Origin of the sequence: Eisenbergiella tayi, assembly GCF_001881565.1 — a bacterium.
GTDB classification, from domain to species: domain Bacteria; phylum Bacillota; class Clostridia; order Lachnospirales; family Lachnospiraceae; genus Eisenbergiella; species Eisenbergiella tayi.
The window spans coordinates 68,279-86,224 of the sequence record NZ_MPDJ01000006.1; the positions used below are offsets into that span (position 1 = coordinate 68,279).

At 46.3% G+C, this 17,946-nt stretch carries 14 protein-coding genes; 13 read left to right on the top strand and 1 reads right to left on the bottom strand.

What is annotated here, in order from left to right:
* Nucleotides 1-181: 181 nt before the first annotated feature.
* The gene (locus tag BLA28_RS22310; protein WP_069157514.1) at nucleotides 182-1,489 is read left to right on the top strand and encodes a peptidyl-prolyl cis-trans isomerase; all 1,308 of its coding nucleotides are present in this window, start codon (nucleotides 182-184) and stop codon (nucleotides 1,487-1,489) included.
* Nucleotides 1,490-1,569: 80 nt separating this feature from the next.
* Here the strand turns inward: BLA28_RS22310 and BLA28_RS22315 are convergent, their stop codons facing one another.
* Nucleotides 1,570-2,400, bottom strand: a complete 831-nt coding sequence (locus BLA28_RS22315) for a type II secretion system protein (protein WP_069157513.1) — start codon at nucleotides 2,398-2,400, stop codon at nucleotides 1,570-1,572.
* A 182-nt stretch (nucleotides 2,401-2,582) separates the two neighbouring features.
* On the opposite strand from BLA28_RS22315, the gene BLA28_RS22320 reads away from it, so the two are divergent.
* The 12 genes from BLA28_RS22320 to BLA28_RS22375 all read left to right on the top strand — a co-directional run bounded on the left by BLA28_RS22320 (nucleotide 2,583) and on the right by BLA28_RS22375 (nucleotide 17,933).
* Nucleotides 2,583-3,896 (top strand): DUF2812 domain-containing protein, encoded by a 1,314-nt coding sequence (locus BLA28_RS22320; RefSeq protein ID WP_069157512.1) that lies wholly within the window; start codon nucleotides 2,583-2,585, stop codon nucleotides 3,894-3,896.
* A 48-nt stretch (nucleotides 3,897-3,944) separates the two neighbouring features.
* Complete coding sequence (locus BLA28_RS22325; protein WP_069157511.1) at nucleotides 3,945-4,640, top strand: response regulator transcription factor; 696 nt, start codon at nucleotides 3,945-3,947, stop codon at nucleotides 4,638-4,640.
* A complete protein-coding gene (locus BLA28_RS22330; protein WP_169897288.1) occupies nucleotides 4,630-5,817 on the top strand; it encodes a sensor histidine kinase in 1,188 nt (395 codons plus the stop codon). The genes BLA28_RS22325 and BLA28_RS22330 overlap by 11 nt, the downstream gene beginning before the upstream one ends.
* A gap of 79 nt (nucleotides 5,818-5,896) precedes the next feature.
* Complete coding sequence (locus BLA28_RS22335) at nucleotides 5,897-6,595, top strand: ABC transporter ATP-binding protein (protein WP_044969771.1); 699 nt, start codon at nucleotides 5,897-5,899, stop codon at nucleotides 6,593-6,595.
* Entirely contained in the window at nucleotides 6,595-9,288 is a 2,694-nt protein-coding gene (locus tag BLA28_RS22340) for an ABC transporter permease (protein WP_069157509.1), read from the top strand. The genes BLA28_RS22335 and BLA28_RS22340 overlap by 1 nt, the downstream gene beginning before the upstream one ends.
* Nucleotides 9,289-9,444: 156 nt before the next feature.
* Nucleotides 9,445-9,954, top strand: coding sequence for a CarD family transcriptional regulator (locus tag BLA28_RS22345; protein WP_069157508.1), 510 nt, complete (start codon nucleotides 9,445-9,447; stop codon nucleotides 9,952-9,954).
* A 289-nt stretch (nucleotides 9,955-10,243) separates the two neighbouring features.
* Nucleotides 10,244-10,456, top strand: a complete 213-nt coding sequence (locus tag BLA28_RS22350) for a cold-shock protein (RefSeq protein ID WP_009255278.1) — start codon at nucleotides 10,244-10,246, stop codon at nucleotides 10,454-10,456.
* A gap of 636 nt (nucleotides 10,457-11,092) precedes the next feature.
* Complete coding sequence (locus tag BLA28_RS22355; RefSeq protein ID WP_069157929.1) at nucleotides 11,093-12,040, top strand: AraC family transcriptional regulator; 948 nt, start codon at nucleotides 11,093-11,095, stop codon at nucleotides 12,038-12,040.
* Between the two features lie 267 nt (nucleotides 12,041-12,307).
* A complete protein-coding gene (locus BLA28_RS22360) occupies nucleotides 12,308-13,639 on the top strand; it encodes an MATE family efflux transporter (RefSeq protein WP_069157507.1) in 1,332 nt (443 codons plus the stop codon).
* Between the two features lie 13 nt (nucleotides 13,640-13,652).
* A complete protein-coding gene (locus BLA28_RS22365) occupies nucleotides 13,653-14,867 on the top strand; it encodes a GNAT family N-acetyltransferase (protein ID WP_069157506.1) in 1,215 nt (404 codons plus the stop codon).
* Between the two features lie 319 nt (nucleotides 14,868-15,186).
* A complete protein-coding gene (locus BLA28_RS22370; protein ID WP_069151172.1) occupies nucleotides 15,187-15,630 on the top strand; it encodes a PPC domain-containing DNA-binding protein in 444 nt (147 codons plus the stop codon).
* Nucleotides 15,631-15,689: 59 nt separating this feature from the next.
* Nucleotides 15,690-17,933, top strand: coding sequence for a glycoside hydrolase family 2 protein (locus BLA28_RS22375; RefSeq protein WP_069157505.1), 2,244 nt, complete (start codon nucleotides 15,690-15,692; stop codon nucleotides 17,931-17,933).
* Nucleotides 17,934-17,946 lie beyond the last annotated feature (13 nt).

Consider the following 17,946-nt stretch of genomic DNA (forward strand, 5'->3'; position numbering starts at 1 on the left):
TATACTGTGAATAGTGCTGTCCGTACAGGGTTTTTCTGCTGTATCGGCAGTTATTTGTGCGAAAAAGGTGTTCTGATGTACAGAATTTCACATAATGAAGGAATATTCATGCAAAAGTTCACGCTTGTTTCACATTTATCAGGTATAATACCTGACAGAGATAAAAGGAGGGAAGCTTACCATGTCTAATAACAAGCAGACGGAAGAAAAAAGCGAGAAGGTCATGACTAAATATGACCGGAAAATGGAAAAGAGAAGAATTGAAGAGGAGAAGGAGCGTAAAGCGCAGAAGCGTTTGAAGATAGGCAGTATCGTTATTATAGCGGCAATCGCTGCAGCTATTGTGATATCCATCGGTTTATCCGCATATGGCAAATACAGCGCTCTTCATAATCCCTATATTAAAATAGGCGATCACGATGTTACAAGAGTGGAATATGATTACTATTATAATAATTCGGTAAACAGCTACATTTCCATGTATGGTTCTTTCCTGTCCTATATGGGCCTGGATACCAGCTCGGATTTTTCCAAGCAGCAGTATACGGATAATATGACCTGGAAGGATTATTTTGACCAGATGACGGTCAGCCAGATCACTCAGGTAAAGGCGTTAGTGGATGACGCTGCGGCGCAGGGCTTTACCTATGACACAGCGGAGGATATGTCGGCATTTGATACGGAGCTTGCTGCGCAGGCGGAAAGCGAATCCGTAAGCCAGGCGGAGGCGTACACCTCGCTGTACGGCCAGTATGCAACGGCAGAAAGAATCCGGCCTTTTGCAGAGGAAAACATGCTTGCCACCGCTTATTTTGAACACCTGACGGAAATCAATAAGCCCGGCGATGAAGAAGTACAGGAATATTACGAAGCCAACAAAAATAATTATGATAAGGTAGATTACAGAAGCTTCCCGTTCAGAGGAAATGTCGCGGAGGATGCTTCGGAAGAAGATATCGCTAAGGTTATGGACGAACTGAAGGTCAAGGCGGAAGCCATGGAAAAGGCTGTAAAAGCCGGTGAGGATTTCGAAGCACTTTGTGTGGAGAACGCTATCGATGATCAGAAGGATCTCTATGGCGGAGACGACAAGGAAGGAAGCCTGATAGAAGGCGGTTCCTATTCTGCAGCCCCGGCAGCCATTTCGGACTGGCTGTTCGACGAAGCCCGTAAGGAAGGGGATACCACAATTCTTCCGGATGAAACGAACCATAACTATTATGTTGTGGAATTCATTAAGAGAAGCAATGATGAACAGACCACTAACAGCTCTATTTCCAGTACCCTTGCCAATCAGAAGGCCGGAGAATATATGAACGGGCTGACTGAGAAATATGAAGTGACGGATGTGGCAGGAGATATGAAATATCTGACCATTCCGGAAACCAGCACGGAAAGTACGGAAAGCGCTGGAGAGACGGGCGAAGAAGCTGGTGACGGTACGGCAGCGGAAAGTACCCCGGAAGCCGCGGAAACTGAAAGTGAATAAGCTGTAAAATAATAAAGAACTGCGGATAGGCCTGTTTGGGCGGCAACCGCAGTTCTTTTTATGGTTATGTATAGGTTACATTACTCTTTATCGGGAACGAAGGATGTGCCTACTAGTATAGGGTAGACTTCCTTTTCTTTTTTCTCTGTTGATATTTCTATGGTACCATGGATAACTTTATTATTCTTAATATCATACTGTGTACAGGCAACTCTATTTCCCTCCATCTCCGTGGTTATCTTCTGGGAGTCAGTAAGAAAGAGGTTGTAGGTATCACCTTCTTTATCCATTCGCCAGCTGCGTCCAGCCATATTAATACCCTGTTCCTGCAGCTTCGCCTCAATTACTTTTGCCAAGGAACCGTAAGAACCATAACCACCTGTGGAAAGTGCTTCTGAATTAATAGATGTTCTGCCATTTTTAAAATAATCATTAAGATTTTTATGTGGGAAATTGAGAATGTCTGTAAAATCCAGCTTACCAAGCACATCAGCAAGCTTCTTAATCTCAATCTGTTCTTCATCATGTTCACTGCAGGTAACGGTTACGGACTTATATGAATAATCAAATGTACAAGTATAAAGGCCTTTTGAGGTACATACATCGGAATAGATACCACCATTAAATATTTCGCCCTTTTTCTTCAGTTTCCCGTTATGTTCTAAGACGATGCTTTCCAGAAGATCACAGGCTGCCTCCGCATTTCCCGGATCCTTTTCCAAAGCCTCGATCTGATATTCCTTCATTATATAACTCACATCCGCCCGGCACTGTACAGCCTTGGCCTTATCAACATATTTTATCAGCTGAGGAACCATTATCGCCAGCAGAATTCCCAGAATTACAATAACCACAATCATTTCCACCAGAGTAAAGCCCTTTTTATTGTTAAAAGCCTTTCTTTTGTTCATTGTTACACCCCTTCAGAAATTCCATTATTATACTCCATTATTGAAACTTTTTGGCGATTTGTCAAGAAAGACAGGGAATTTTACCTTAAAGAAAAAATAAGAAATCCTTTTAGACTCTTATCTGTTCGGGATAAGCAGAAAATAGTATAATAAAAAGATGACAAACCACGGAGGCTTTTTTTATGAAAAGAAGTGAAAAAGTCGTTAAAAATATACCCGCTGATTTTACGAATCCGGACAGGGCGGAGCGCTGGCTGGAAGAAAATGCGGAACAGGGACTTATGTTAATACGGTACAGCGGAAGAAAAGCGGTTTTTATCAAAAGCGAACCGGCAAAAACTGCATATATGTTGGTACCCATGGATCCTGACGGCATGAAAGGCCCCAGGGATCAGGGAGAAGAATACAAAGAATTCGGCTGGGAGTATGTTACCCAGCTGGGCCGTATGGTACTGATACTGCGGGGAATGCCGGGAAAATGTGAACGTGTGCAGCTGCTTGCGGGCGACACTCTGTTTAAAAAACTGAGAAAGAAGCAGAGGGGAAGGATATGGGGGCTGTTTTCCCCATTTATTTTCTGGCTGATTTGGTTCCTCTTTTTCTATTTTTTTCAAGGGTATGGATTTCTCCTGCTTTTTGCAAAGGGAGTAGCCTGGCTGATTTTCCTGGCAATGGGGGTTGGTGGGCTATTGCAGATGTGGAGCTTCCGGGAAGCACGGGTGGCGGATGGCCTTCTGGAAGGAATTCGGAATCGGTTTGGCCTGGAGAACCCTTCGGACGGAAATCGTAAGAATGGGGCAGGGACATCTGTTCAGAAAAAAAGGCGCGGAACAGGGAATCCCCCGGGGCTGTTATATAGGGTGCTTTCAATAATCTTTCTTATCAGCCTGGTATTGGGAATGGCGGGAGGAATTCATTACGGGGCAGGCCGGGTACGTTCCGTTTATACCGGTAAAGTATCGGAGGCCGGATGGGATGAATCGGATTTCAGGACGAAGGCCTTTTTGGACAAGTATCCCTCCTGGAAAGAAATATCCCCTGTGCTGCTTCCGCTTTCCAGGCTGGAAGAGCAGCCGGAAATGGAATACCAGACTCTTGACTATAGAGGGGAGAAGCTGGAAAATTATTCTTCCATAAACAGGTTTCCATTTGCACCGATACAGGCGGAGACGATGCAGTATGGGATATGGAATTCTGGAGACGGCACCCGGGAGAGTACCCTGAAGCTGGAATATTACCGTCTGGCGTCTCCAAAGCTGGCGGCTCCTCTTATGCGTGAGCTGGGCCGTTATTACATGAACTGGAATAAAGGATGGATGCCTCAAAGGGTGGCCAGCGGCTGCTTTGACGAGCTGGTTATTCATGACAGAGGGCTGCATTACCTGTTTGCCAGAAAGGATAATCAGGTGCTTATGGCCTATTATATCGGTGAAGAAAATCTGGAAGATCATTTGCCGGAATTGGAAGAGATGATGGATATGCTTTCAGGAAAGTGAGGAAAGAGGGAGAGGTTTCAGAAAAGCTAAAAAGGAGAAAAGATAAAAATGAGCCGGATATTACTTGTAGAGGATGATGAAACCATACTTTTTGCCCTGCGTTCCGCTCTTTTCAGGGAGGGATATGAAATACTGGCTGCCGGCAGCCTTGCCGGGGCGGAAAAACTTGCGGGAGAAAATCCTGATTTAATTGTACTTGATCTGGGCCTGCCGGACGGCGAAGGTCTGTGCTTCCTCAGGGAATGCAGAGAGGCGGAGGGCCCTCCTGTGATCATACTTACCGCAAGGGACGGGGAAGCTGATATAATCAGGGGCCTGGATATGGGGGCGGATGATTATGTGACAAAACCTTTTAAGCTGGGGGTATTGCTTTCCCGGATCCGGGCGGCCCTGCGCCGTTCACAGCCGGATGAAAAGGGGCAGGAGGCAGCAGCAGAGCGGCTTGTATGCGGGGATGTGCTCCTGGATAAAAAGGAAACCAGGGTACAGGCGGGAGGAAAAGAAATCCTTCTGACAGCCGGGGAGTACAGACTTCTGGAAATCCTTCTGGAAAATAAGAACCGTACCCTGACACGCACCCTTCTCCTTCAGAAGCTGTGGGATATTGACGGAGATTTTGTGAACAGCAATACGCTGACGGTCCTGATAAAACGGCTGCGGGAGAAGTTGGGCGGTGATCCCCAGAGAATGATAAAAACAGTGAGAGGAATCGGTTATAAGGCGGAGGATGGAAATGAAGCATAACCAAAAAAAGACTGCGTTTCTGTTCCTGTGGCTTTTCATCTGCATGCTGGTCTGCCTGGGAACGGGATTGCTGGCTGTCAGTCGGAGCGAGGCTTCTTTTTATAAAAGAGCGGCTGTCATGGCGGCCTGCGCACCGGAAAAGGCAGGGGAAATGATGGGTTCCCTGAAACGGGAGCAGCCGGAGAAAGTGGAAAAAGGTGAGGCCCTTTTGAAGCAGTATGGTTATGAAGCAGGGTTGTTTACGCGGGCGGATTCTGCCGGTCTGCTGAGTATCCTGCTTCTTTTTTTTCTGCTGCTGTCAGGAGGGGGAGCGCTCTGGTACGCCATGGAAAGCAGGAGGCACAGACGGCGGATACAGGAACTGGCCGATTATATGATACGAATAAACAACGGGATATATGATACGGGTATCGGTAACCGGGAGGATGAATATTCAAGGCTGCAGGATGAAATCTATAAAACCATGATTACTATGAGAGAAAGCCGTGAGGAAGCGAAAAAAGGGAGGGAAAATCTGGCGGAGAGCCTGACTGATATATCCCATCAGCTGAAAACACCTCTTACCTCAGTTTCCCTGCTTCAGGAATTGCTGGAGGAACAGGTAAAAGGCGAAGATGGGAGGCAGCTGCTCGTCAGGATGGAACAGCAGACCGACCATATCCGAATCCTGACTTCAGCCCTTCTCACTCTGTCCAGGCTGGATGCAGGAGTCCTTCCTCTGGAGAAAAAAGAGGAGGATCTGCAGGAAGTGCTTTCAGCCGCTGTGGAATCGGTCCGTTCTTTTACAGAATATAAGAGACAGGCAGTGCGCATACAGGGGGAGGAAGGAAAACGGCTGTGCTGTGATTTGGGATGGACAGGTGAGGCGATAGGCAATATTCTGAAAAACTGCAGTGAACACACGCCGGAAGACGGATGTATACGAATCCGGGTGGAGCAGAATGCCATTTATACCCGCATTCTCATAGAAGACGAAGGACCGGGCCTTGATTCGGAAGAATGCAGACATATATTTGACCGGTTTTACAAGGGAAAAAGCCAGGACCGGCACAGCGCGGGAGTGGGGCTGGCGCTGGCAAAATTACTGACGGAAAACCAGAACGGGGAGCTTCGTGCGGAAAACAGAAAGGAAGGCGGGGCCAGGTTTGTCATGACTTTTTATGCAAAAGGAAACTGAATGTCACCGGATTGTCACATAAGCCCTTTACAATGCGGAGTGAACAGGCAGCACAAAGCCGTCTGGAAAGGAGGAAATCATGAACATTCTGCGATGTGAAAACGTGACGAAAACCTATCAGCTGGGTCAGTCAGAGGTAAAAGCACTGGACGGTTTGAATCTGGCGATAGAGAAGGGGAAATTTACCGTTATTGTGGGGGCATCCGGATCGGGAAAATCAACTCTGCTCCATATGCTGGGAGGAGTGGATCGGCCTACTTCCGGGAAAATATGGATAGAGGATACGGATATTTCCACCTTATCGGAAAAACAGCTTTCTGTTTTCAGAAGGCGTAAAGTGGGGCTTATTTATCAGTTTTATAATCTGATTCCCACGCTGGATGTAAAACAGAATATTCTTCTGCCGCTTTTGCTGGACGGACAGAAACCGGAGGAGGAAAGCTTCCGGGAACTGTCGGATACCTTAGGCCTCAGTGACAGACTGTCCCATCTTCCGAGCCAGCTTTCCGGAGGGCAGCAGCAGCGGGCCGCTATCGGAAGAGCGCTTATTTACCGGCCGGCCGTCCTTCTGGCCGACGAGCCTACCGGAAATCTGGATAGAAAGAATTCGGAGGAAATTCTGGCGCTGCTGAAGCTTTCCAATAAGCGTTATCATCAGACCATAGTGCTCATCACCCATGATGAAAGGATTGCGCTGGAGGCCGATCGCGTCATCACCATAGAGGACGGCCGCATTCTGCAGGACAGCATGCAGAGCGGCGGGGAATGGAGGGTATAATGAAGGTTTTGATTTTGTATACCCTCAGAAGTATGAAAAATAACAAGAGGACCACACTTGCCTCCATGATGGCGGTTCTCATTGCCTCCACCCTTCTGTGTTCCCTTTGCAGTCTTTTTTATAACCAGACCGCCTGGCAGCGGGACGTTGAAATTTATGAAGGCGGAGACTGGCATGCAGAGGTGGGTGGATACATTACAAAGGAGGGCCTGGAGCAGATTGACAACAATCTGAATATACGCCGCACGATGGTAAAAGGTCCTTTCCTTTCCGTAAAACTGCCGGAAGAAAGCAGGCTTCCTTACCTGATGCTCAGAGATGCGGATAAAGATTACTGGGAATGTATGGCGGAAAAAAATGTAATAACGGAGGGGAGAGTACCCGCAAAGCCGGGAGAGATAGCTGTATCCAAATCTTTTTTTGACAGCAATCCCGGGTTTGTTCTGGGAGACAGCCTGACACTGCCGGTTGGGCATCGAATGGTTCAGGGGGAAATAACGGATGCAGGAATCCGGCAGGAAGGCGAACTATTTTCTGAAACAGGAGAAAAAAACTTCACCATAGTGGGAAAATTGGATCTGACGACTCCCACTACCACTCCGGGCTATTATGCCATGGGTTATTTAGACCGGGAAGAACTGGACCCGGCGGATGAACTGGTAGTTTATGTACAGGTAAACCGGATAAAAGAGACATACCGGGTTATGCCTCAGCTCATGGAACAGCTGGGCTTTGAAACCAATGAATATGGAAGCTATGAAAATCATTTCCGCTATCATGGACGGCTGTTATCCCTGTATTTTGTGTTTCCGCCTGCGGAGGGTTTTTCCGCAGATATGCTGGAGCGTTATAGCACCCTGTTTTTGTATGCAGCCTTGGTAGTTCTTGTGGCGGCAGCCTTTGTTTTGATTATCCACAGCGCTTTTGCCATGTCGGCGGGAAGCCGGATAAAGCAGCTTGGCCTGTTTCGATCCGTTGGGGCCTCACCCGGGCAGATAAGAGCTTCCGTTCTGTTTGAGGGCATCGCGGTGTCGATTCTTCCCATAGCTGCAGGAATTATGCTGGGCTGCCTGTTTTCTGTCCTGGCCATGCGGGTTTATACGGGAATACTGGGGGATTTGCTTTATTTTCCCATGCATCTGCGGTTCCCGCCCGGAATTATTCTGGGAGCGGTATTCATATCTCTGACTGCCGTACTGGTGTCCGCTGCCATACCGGCTTCCAGGATGGCCAGGCTCACTCCGGTGGATGCCATACGAATGCAGACGGATGCAGCCGGGAAAAAGCGCAGAAAAAAAGGCCGGTTCCCTGTGTTAAGGAAGCGGCATTCCATGGCCGGCTCTCATTTCGGAATAGAAGGAATTTTGGGGGCGGCATCCCAAAAGGCGCATAAAAAGGCTTTCCGGGCAGGACTTGCGGCGCTTACCATGTGCTTTGTGATGATTTCCGGTTTCTTTTGCATGATTACTGTGAATGATTTGGTAACAAAGCGGAATGAAAGCACAAATCATTATAATATTCAGATGCGGTATAGTCTGACTTCACAGCCGGAAAAAGAAATGATGGAGCATATTTTTCAGATTCCTGCTGTTAAGGAAGGTACCTGGTATTACCGGACAAAAACATCCCTGTGGCTGGATGCGGGTGCACAATCCGAAGAATTTACGGAAAAGGGCGGTTTCGGGGCGGTGGATCCCAACCGGTTCAGTGTCCTGGAGAGGGAAGGAAGCTATCGGATACGGGCGAATATCATAGGGCTGGAGGATTCTTTTTTTAAGGAATACTGCCGTTCACTGGGAGAAAATCCTGCCGATTACTATGGACAGGACACACCCCGGGCAATCATGGTAAGCAATGTTTCTTATTATCCCAATGTATTAAATAACCCGGAAAAACACGGTCAGGAATATCAGATGCTTAATCTGGAGGCCGGAACGGCGCTTACTCTGGAAGAAAGGCTGCGGGATTCTGATAACACGGATTACCGTTTTCCCGTTATCGTGGGAACAAAAGCGTCCCAAAGACCGGTTTTGGATTATTATGCGGATGATTACAGCATCCAGCTGTATGTGCCGATGGAAGTATATCAGTATATAGTATCCGGGTTTCTGCCGGAACGGGCCGCGGAATATTACCAAATCAGAGGATTGGCATTGACCGCGCCGGAGGAGGATCTTTCCACAGCAGAACAAATCCGGGAAATCAGCGGCGGATATCTGGCGGAAGAGGATTTCCTGATACGAAGCCGGATGGAAGAAGAGAGGGACAGCGCAGTCGCCGGAAGGGCCATGGAAGCGGTGATTAATCTGACGGGAGGACTGCTTTCCCTGATAGGAATTTCCAACGCGCTTTCTGCGGCTGTGGGTTCCCTGCGCCTGAGAAGAAGGGAATTTGCCGTACTGCGATCCGTTGGCATGGATGAAGGACAGCTGAAAAAAATGCTTTTGCTGGAAGGTCTGCGGATGGCGGCGGCCCCGATTCTTACAGGGCTTCCCATAATTTTCTTGCTCTGCATATTTTTCATGCGGATTACGGGAATTTCTGCCGCAGCTTTGCTTCCGGCATTTCCCTGGCTCAAGGTGCTTGCCAATATGGGGCTGGTGATGGCGGCAGTGGGTATTGCCTATCTTCTGGCCTTTATGAGTATCCGTAAAGAATCGATCGCAGATGCGGTACGGGATGAAACCGTTTAACAGTAAAAATCAACGAAAAATAACAGTTTTTGCCTGTTTTCGAGAAACAGGTGTTTTTTACCTGAAAGTGTGCTATAATGAATCTATAACTGCTGCGTCGGTAACTGACCTGTGTTACCGGCGCAGTTTTTTCAGTTGTAAAGGAATAGGTGTAAAATGTATAATGTAAATGATGTTGTAGTGCATGAAAACGGTGGTGTGTACAGGATTGCAGCGATTGGAAAGCCTGATTTTGTGGATGGGCCGGAGACATATTATACTTTGCGTTCCGTTGGGAATGATGAAAGTACCATATATGTTAAGCTGAATAATGACAAAGTATACATGCGGCCTGTAATGTCCAGGAAGGAAGCGAAAGAATATCTGGAACAGCTTCCCGAAATGACCGCAGAGTATGAAGCGAACAATAAGGAACGTGAAAGATTAAGCAGACAGATCCTTAAATCCTGTGAAGTAAGCCAGTACCTGAAGCTGATGAAAGCGATTCTTCTGGAACAGGACAGAAAAAAGAAAAATGGGAAAAAACTGAATTGCTCCGATGAAAAGAATCTGCAGAGAGCGGAAAAAATGTTGATTTCCGAATTTGCCATCGTTTTTAACATTACGGTGGAAAAAGCAAGGGATTCCGTATTTGATGCTGTTTTTGAAAAAGAAAAAGATGCGTGATTGGCAGGGGACAGGGATGTACAGAGGAGCAGAAGCCGTCCCTCAAAATTATTTTATATCAAAAAAATAAAAAATGTTTGACAATTTATCAAATGCATGATATAGTCAGATAGTAATCAATTTGAATTTAGAGCTGGCCTTAGTTATGAGTCATTCCTTTTTTCTTAATGACTGATAACGGGGCCGCTTTTTTTGTAAGGAAAATGCCGCAGGTATTTCTGGAAATCAGGCATCAGTGGTTTTCTTGCTGATTTAGATTGATATAAATATTATAATGGAGGTACTGAAAATGAATAACGGTACAGTGAAATGGTTCAACGCAGAAAAAGGATATGGATTTATTACTAATGATGCAAGCGGTGAGGATGTGTTCGTACACTATTCTTCCATCGTTTCTGAAGGCTACAAGAGCCTGAACGAAGGCCAGAAGGTTACTTTCGAAATGGAAAGTGATCCCAGAGACAGCAGAAAACTGAGAGCGGTAAACGTCTGCGCAGCATAAGCAGAAGAAAAAGAAGTATTCTGTCGTCCGTAGTACCATCATGTTTTGGGTTCGGCCATTAGAATATTTATATCGTACTTGGGAAGCAGGGGAGAAGAGATTCTCCTCTGTTTTTTTGGCGTGAAGGGCGCCGTCCGCCCATTGGTTCGTCCTGCCGATGGCAATTGCCTGCCGCCCGGCCCCATGTCCCTGCGCCTCCGGCCCCCCGTATGTTGGCTCCCTGCCCTGCCGGCTCCAGTCCGCCCCGGGGCTATGATGTCCCGCAGATACTGCTATACCGGGCATTCCGATGAGCCCAAAGCATCAAAATCGGCAGATGGGCTGCCGATTTTGATTGGTCTCCTCTTCATGGTATAGAAAGTATCTGCGGGACATCATAGCCCCGGGGCGGATCGGAGCCGGCAGGGCAGGGAGGCAACATACGGGGGGCCGGAGGCGCAGGGACATGGGGCCGGGCGGCAGACAATGGCCTGGGCAGGACGAACCAATGGGCGGACGGCTGGGGTAGTGTGGCGTATAGCTTGCGGGGAAGTAATTTTGGGGATGTATTGTGTTGTGTAATGGCGCCAGGAACGGAGTAGATTGACTGGGCGGCAGGTATATGTTTATAATAAAAAGGGAAAGGCGGGGGAGGATATGAAGGATACGGGGATTTCTGATTATAAGGAAAAAGCATCTCATGGGGATGTGCTGATGCCCATACAGCGGTATCGGTGTATCGTACCCTTTTCTTATCAGGATTTGTCCCTTCACTGGCATGATGAGGTGGAGTTCACATGGATTGAAGGGGGGAGCATTGATTATGGTATTAATTTTGAAAACTATCGGGTGAAAAAAGATGATCTCCTGCTTATATCCCCTCATACGCTGCATTCGGCTCATGCGCTGAAGAAAGAGGAGATGATATCGGAGAGTCTGGTATTTCATCTTGATATGCTGGGGTATCAGACTCCGGATGCCTGTACTATCAAATATATCAGTCCGCTTTTGAAAGGGAAGTACCGTTTTGTTCCTATAATCCGGGCCGGTTGTCCGGGGCATGGGGAACTGCTGCAGTGTTTCAGGGAAATGCTTACATGTGTGGAGGATAAGAATCATTCTCCTCGGCCGGAATGGGAAATGCCGGAGGGCGTAAGGCGCCGGGAGGGGAATGAGTTATATATGAAGGAACTCTTATTCCGTTTTTTCCGGCTTTTGTATCAATATGGATATGTGGTAAAAAATGAAGGCTCCGCCACGGATTCTGAGTTGGAACGTAAGCTGAAAACGGTGTTGAGTTATATCCGGGAACATTATACGGAGACTATGAGCATTGAGGAACTGGCTGGTGTCTGCCATTTCAGCCAGGCTCATTTCATGAGTTTTTTTAAGAAATTTGCGGGGATGACCTGTGTGGAATATATTAATCATTATCGTCTTTCCCGCGTGGCGGCGGCCCTGGCGCAGTCTGATCAGCCGGTGATGGAGGCGGCTATGGAAAATGGTTTCCATAACATATCTTACTTTAACAAGCTGTTTCGTAAGGAATTCGGCGTGACGCCAAGGGAATACAGGACAGAAGCTGGTAAGCCTGCCAAACAGTGAAGCAGGATGCAGCTGGTAATTGGAGAGAGAATGGTAACGAAGCGCCGTGCAGGGATAGCTTTTGAGGTATGGAATTTAGTGAGATTGAAAGTATGGGTTGAAAATTGGGGTATGGCATAGAAAAATATACTTGCGTTTTTACACAGGGTATGATAGCCTATACTGGCTATAATAATAAAGCGTCCGATACGAGACTATAAATTTTTCTGTTTCTGAATCAAACAGTGAGATTTATAGTTTTTTTTGTGTAAAAGGAGATAGAAGAATATGAACCAGGATTTTATGAGAACAAAACCTATTTTGCCGCTTGTGCTTTCTATGGCGCTGCCGATGATGCTGTCCATGCTTATTAATTCCCTCTATAATATTGTGGACAGCATGTTTGTTGCCAGGCTGGGAGAGCAGGCGCTTACTGCGGTTTCTCTTGTTTATCCGCTGCAGACACTCATCGTTTCCATCGGGGTGGGATTCGGAGTGGGAATCAACGCGACGGTCGCTTTTTTTATGGGAGCGGGTGAAAAGGAAAAGGCTGACAGGGCGGCGTCCCAGGGGCTTTTTCTGAGTCTGGTTCATGGGATTCTTCTTTCTGTGGGTACGGTTATCTGTATTCCGTATTTTCTGCCCATGTTCACCGCAGACAATCTGATTCTTGCGTGGGGAAGGGAATATGCGGTCATCGTACTGAGCTTTTCCGTAGTGGTAACGGTGCAGATCGCTTTTGAAAAGATATATCAGTCAACCGGAAATATGTTTGTTCCCATGGTCTGCATGGCGGCAGGAAGCATTACCAATATTGTACTGGATCCTGTGTTTATTTTCGGCCTGGGACCGGTTCCCAGACTGGAGGTCAAAGGAGCCGCAATCGCAACAGCTATCGGGCAGGTGGTTACGCTTCTGCTGTATCTGATTTGGTATTTTAAGAAAGATATGGGATTATCAATCAAAAGGACTTATATGAAACCTACTGCGGATATCTGCCGCAGGGTGTATATGGTGGGTGTGCCTTGTTCTATGACCATGGGGCTTCCGTCCCTGCTGATCACCATACTGAATGGTTTTGCAGCAGCGTTTTCCCCTATTTATATTCTGATTCTGGGTGTGTATTTTAAGCTGCAGTCCTTTATTTATCTTCCTGCAAATGGTATCGTACAGGGAATGCGACCGATTCTCAGCTATAACTACGGCGCAGATGAGAGAAAACGTATGAAACGGATTATTCAGATATGCGGCGCGATGATACTGGCGATTATGGCTGTGGGGATGCTGCTGTTCCTCGTATTTTCCGGCTCCATTATGAAAATGTTCACCGTGGATTCCGTTACTGTCAGAGAAGGGGCTTTGGCCCTGCGCATTATAAGCTTTGGCTTTGTGGTCTCCGGTGTGAGCGTGGTCTGTTCCGGCGCCCTGGAGGCGTTGGGGAAAGGCTTTGCCTCTTTCCTTATATCTTTGCTGCGATATCTTGCGCTGATTGTTCCTGCGGCATATCTGGGGATAAGGATTGCCGGTGTCATCGGTATCTGGACGGCATTTCCTGCGGCGGAAGCCTTGACCGCTGTGGCCTCAGTGATTATATTTGTAATATGCTATAAAAAGAAATAGAGGGAGGAGCGGAGTGAAAAGTACACAAACCGAATTGAGAAGCCGGGGAAAGGCTTCCAAAGAAGAAATTGCAGCCTGTGCGGGCCTGTCGGCAGAAGAACTGGCAAAGGAACTGCACAATCCCGATCCCTGCCGGAGAACGGCGGCAGCATACTGTCTGCATCCGGAAACCGAAGGCGCGGCAGAACTGCTTCTGGAACAGTTGTGCCGGGAAACGTGTCTTTATACAAGAATCGCTGTCTGTGAAAGCCTGGAAAAGGGCGGCAGGGGTACGGCTGAAAAGATGATTCCCTATCTGGGCAGAGTGGGGAAAAATCAGCACAGAAGCCTGCCGGATAAGGTATCCGCCAAAAAATCCTATCCTCTGCCGAGAGATCTGATAGCCCGGACGTTGGCAGGAATGGATCTTGCTGTTTTCCCTCTGCTCCTTGATGTCCTGGATACCGGGGATAGATGGAAAATTTCGGAGGCTCTGGATGCGGTTGGTTTTATGGCCTTTTATCATCCATCCCTGGTTTCTGAAAAAAACGCTGACAGGGTTATCCGTCTCCTGAAAAAGGAAAGCGATGAGATTATCCAATGGAAAGCATTGCTCTGTCTTTCTGCTTTTCCTGTCCCGGAAGGAATCCGGGTGTTGAAAGAATATGCCGGAAGAACGGATTTGCTGGGAGCCGAGGCGGCCCGGTCACTGAAGCTGATAGACGGGAGAGCAAAAAAAGAAAAGCAGGAAGAGAAATCTGTTCCGCCTGTCTCCGGCTGGCATATTGTTCCTATGACAGAGGAGTATGCTGCAGAGTATCTTGGCTGGAATTATTCCTCTCCTTATGACTTCTATAACATACCGGAAGAAAACAGGCAGGAGTGTATGGAGGAAATCAAAGGAGCCATTGATAACTGGTTTGCTGTTGTCGATGACAGCGGGATGCTGAAAGGCTTCTATGAATTCAGTTTTCACGAGGAACAGGGAGAGAAAGTGATGGAAATCGGTCTGGGTATGCGGCCGGAGGAGACAGGAAAAGGTATGGGACTTAAGTTTGTGAATGCCGGGATATCCTATGCACGCAGCTTTTATCATTATGAGAGAGGAACTGTGGTACTGCTGGCAGCTGATTTTAACCGGAGAGCGATAAAGACTTATGAACGTGCGGGATTTGTACGATATGGAGAACGGCGGACGGTTTCGTATGGGAGGCCGGTTACCTTTGTGTGTATGAAGCAGGTACGGTAGGATTTATTTAATAAGTGTGATACAGAATAACCCTCAAGGGAGCATAAAATTATGTTCTCTTGAGGGTTTTTTGTTTATGAAAAAATAGAAGAGAACCGATAATTATAAAGAATGATTATATGCTGGATCAAAGAAATGAGTGATTGATGACAAAAAATATAGCAGATAAATATAAAATGTGCTTGTAAAAAGATGATAATATTAGATATAATAACGAATTATTAAAATAAAAAGAAATATTTGTTTACACAAAACGTTTAATGTGTTATATATAAATTATAATTTATAAATTATAAAATATAAACAAGGAGGTGAAAGAGTGAAAGCGTTTATGGGCAGTGGAGTCGGAAGAACGGTGATACTTGAACTGGACAGAGGTGATGATATTGTCGAAAGTGTAGAGAAGACTTTGGAAAAAGAAGGAATTAAAAATGCTTATATTGCGAGCGCAGTAGGAAGTATCCAGCATCTGGAGTATCACAGGCCTCTGACTATGGATGAAGCTACAGAGGATGAATTCCTTTCTTTGGATGGACCTTTTGAAACAGGAGGGGTTACCGGTACGGTAATTGATGGAGTAGCACATCTGCATTTTAGCGGAGGCGGAGTACAGGGGATTCATGTGGGGCATTTGGAAAAGGGAACCAGGGTTTTATATCTGATGGAACTGGTTGTGATTGAATTGGAAGGTTTTGCGCTGAAAAGGGTATTGACACCTGAAAATGTGAAAAAGCTGTTTCCTGTCAGTGAGGAACCGTCCTGAATCTGTAACTGACAAAGTTTTGGGAAACGGTTCCTAAGTAACGAACGGAGGGAAAGTTGGTGTTTCGAGGAGTATATAACAGAAAATTTGAAGATTTAAATGGTATATGGAAATATCGCCTGGATCAAAATGATATGGGATACAGACAGAGTTGGTATCTGGAGAAGGAAGCATCAGCTCCGGGCTGGAAAGAAATTAAAGTACCGCATAACTGGTATCTGGAAGAAGAGATTGGGGATTATTTCGGAACAATCTGGTACACAAGAACGTTTACGGTTCCTGAATATATGCAAAACGACAGGCTTTTTCTGTACTTTGAAGGCGTGGATTATATTACGGATGTATGGGTAAATGGAGAATATCTGGGACAGAATGAAGGGATTTTCAATTCCTTTGAATTTGAAATCACTCATTTAGTGGATATAAATAAAGAAAATACCATTATTGTCCGTGACAGTGCCCCAAAGGATTTGACGGAATATGTGGAAGCAGATCATGATGAGACGCCGATGTCAGAAAAATATAAATTCCACCAGTCGATAGGAATTACCCAGATTAAAGGTCACATGATTGAAGCAATGCATAGGCCCGGAAGCATGACTTCTTTCAGACAGGATGGAAATTCCGGAGGAATTTGGGGAGATGTCAAGCTGATTGGCAGACCGGCTGTACATATTCAATATGTTAAGAGCTTTACGAAGATAGGCTATAAAAAGGACTGGCTCGGAGATAAGCAGGATAAACCGGATGGAACCGGCCTGGCAGCCTTTGATGTTTTTATTAATAACGGAACAGGAAGAGCTGTCCGTACGGAAATAAAACTGTCAGTAACCGCCTATAACTTTGAGGATGATACTGTCAGCAATATCAGCCGTGAGGTAGTTCTTCAGCCTGGTGATAATGTATACAAGATTACTGTTACCATACCGCAGGTCAAACTGTGGTGGACATGGGATCACGGTTTCCCCCATCTCTATACGGCAGCTTTTTCCGCAGACGGGGATCAGATAGAAATGAATTTCGGTGTGAAGGAAATTACTACAGACGAAGCCGGGCAGTGGTATTTAAACGGGAGGCATATTTTCCTTCGCGGTATGCGGTATATTTCCAGCCTTTGGATGAGTGAAGCCAATGAGACTATGTGGGAAGCTGATTTCCGGAAAATGCTGGACATGGATATCAATGCAATCCGTATAGGCAGCCATGTGGAACGTGATGGTTTATATACTATGTGCGATGAAATGGGACTTTTAATGTGGCAGGTGTTTCCTCTTCATTATTGTATCAGTGATTCGGATGATGTTATCAACAGAGCTTCCGATATGATCCGGGATATGGGTATGATGCTGACCAACCATGCCTGTATGGGAATGTGGTCTGTTTATAAAGAACCGGAAATTTATCAGCTGCCGGACAAGCCGAATGTTTATTTTAAGCTTTGTGAGATTTTAAAGGAAACACTGGGATCTGTAGATCCGATACGCTGGATACATAAAGGGGATTACCGGGAAGGTGTCCAGAATATCATGATCGGTTCCTGCCAGGATGGGGATATGGATGTACATAAGGCGTTAATCCAGCCTAATATTGTGGAATTCGGGGCTGATTCGGTGCCATGTCTGAAGTCTTTGCAAAAATTTATTCCGGAGGATAAGCTATGGCCGCCTCATTGGGATACATGGCAGTATTGGGGATTGTTCTATTACAATCAGTTCCGCAGGGCGAAAGTGGAGATGGGTAATTCCCTAGAAGAATTTATCCATAATACCCAGGAATATGAAGCGCTGGTGGTGAAAGAACAAATTGAATTCCTCCGTCAGAGAAAATATCAGCCGGTTGCCTCCATGTTTTTATATTATTGGAGTGATGCCTGTCCTATTATGGGATCCGGGCTTCTGGACTACTACAGGGAACCTTATGAGGTATACGATGCCATGAAGGCGGTATATACACAGGTGCTTATCAGTCTGGAATGGGAAGCGGAACCCCATATACTCGGGAGACAGAAAAAGTATGCAAGAGGCAGTAAATTTACCGGAAAAGTATGGGTGAATAACGACCATTTCCATGATATTGAAAAGGCACAGATCCATTGGGAAATCCATAGAGAGGGACAGAAATGTATTGTTGCGGAAAAAACATTTTATTCCGATTTGGAACAGGACAGTGCAACGGTAAAGGATACCATATCATGGATTATACCGGAGGATTATGTGGGTAACTATGTGGTAGATATGTTTGTCAAAGATGAAGACGGCAGAATCCTCTCAACCAATTATTGTGTGTTGAAAGCATGCATCTGAAGCTGCATGCGAA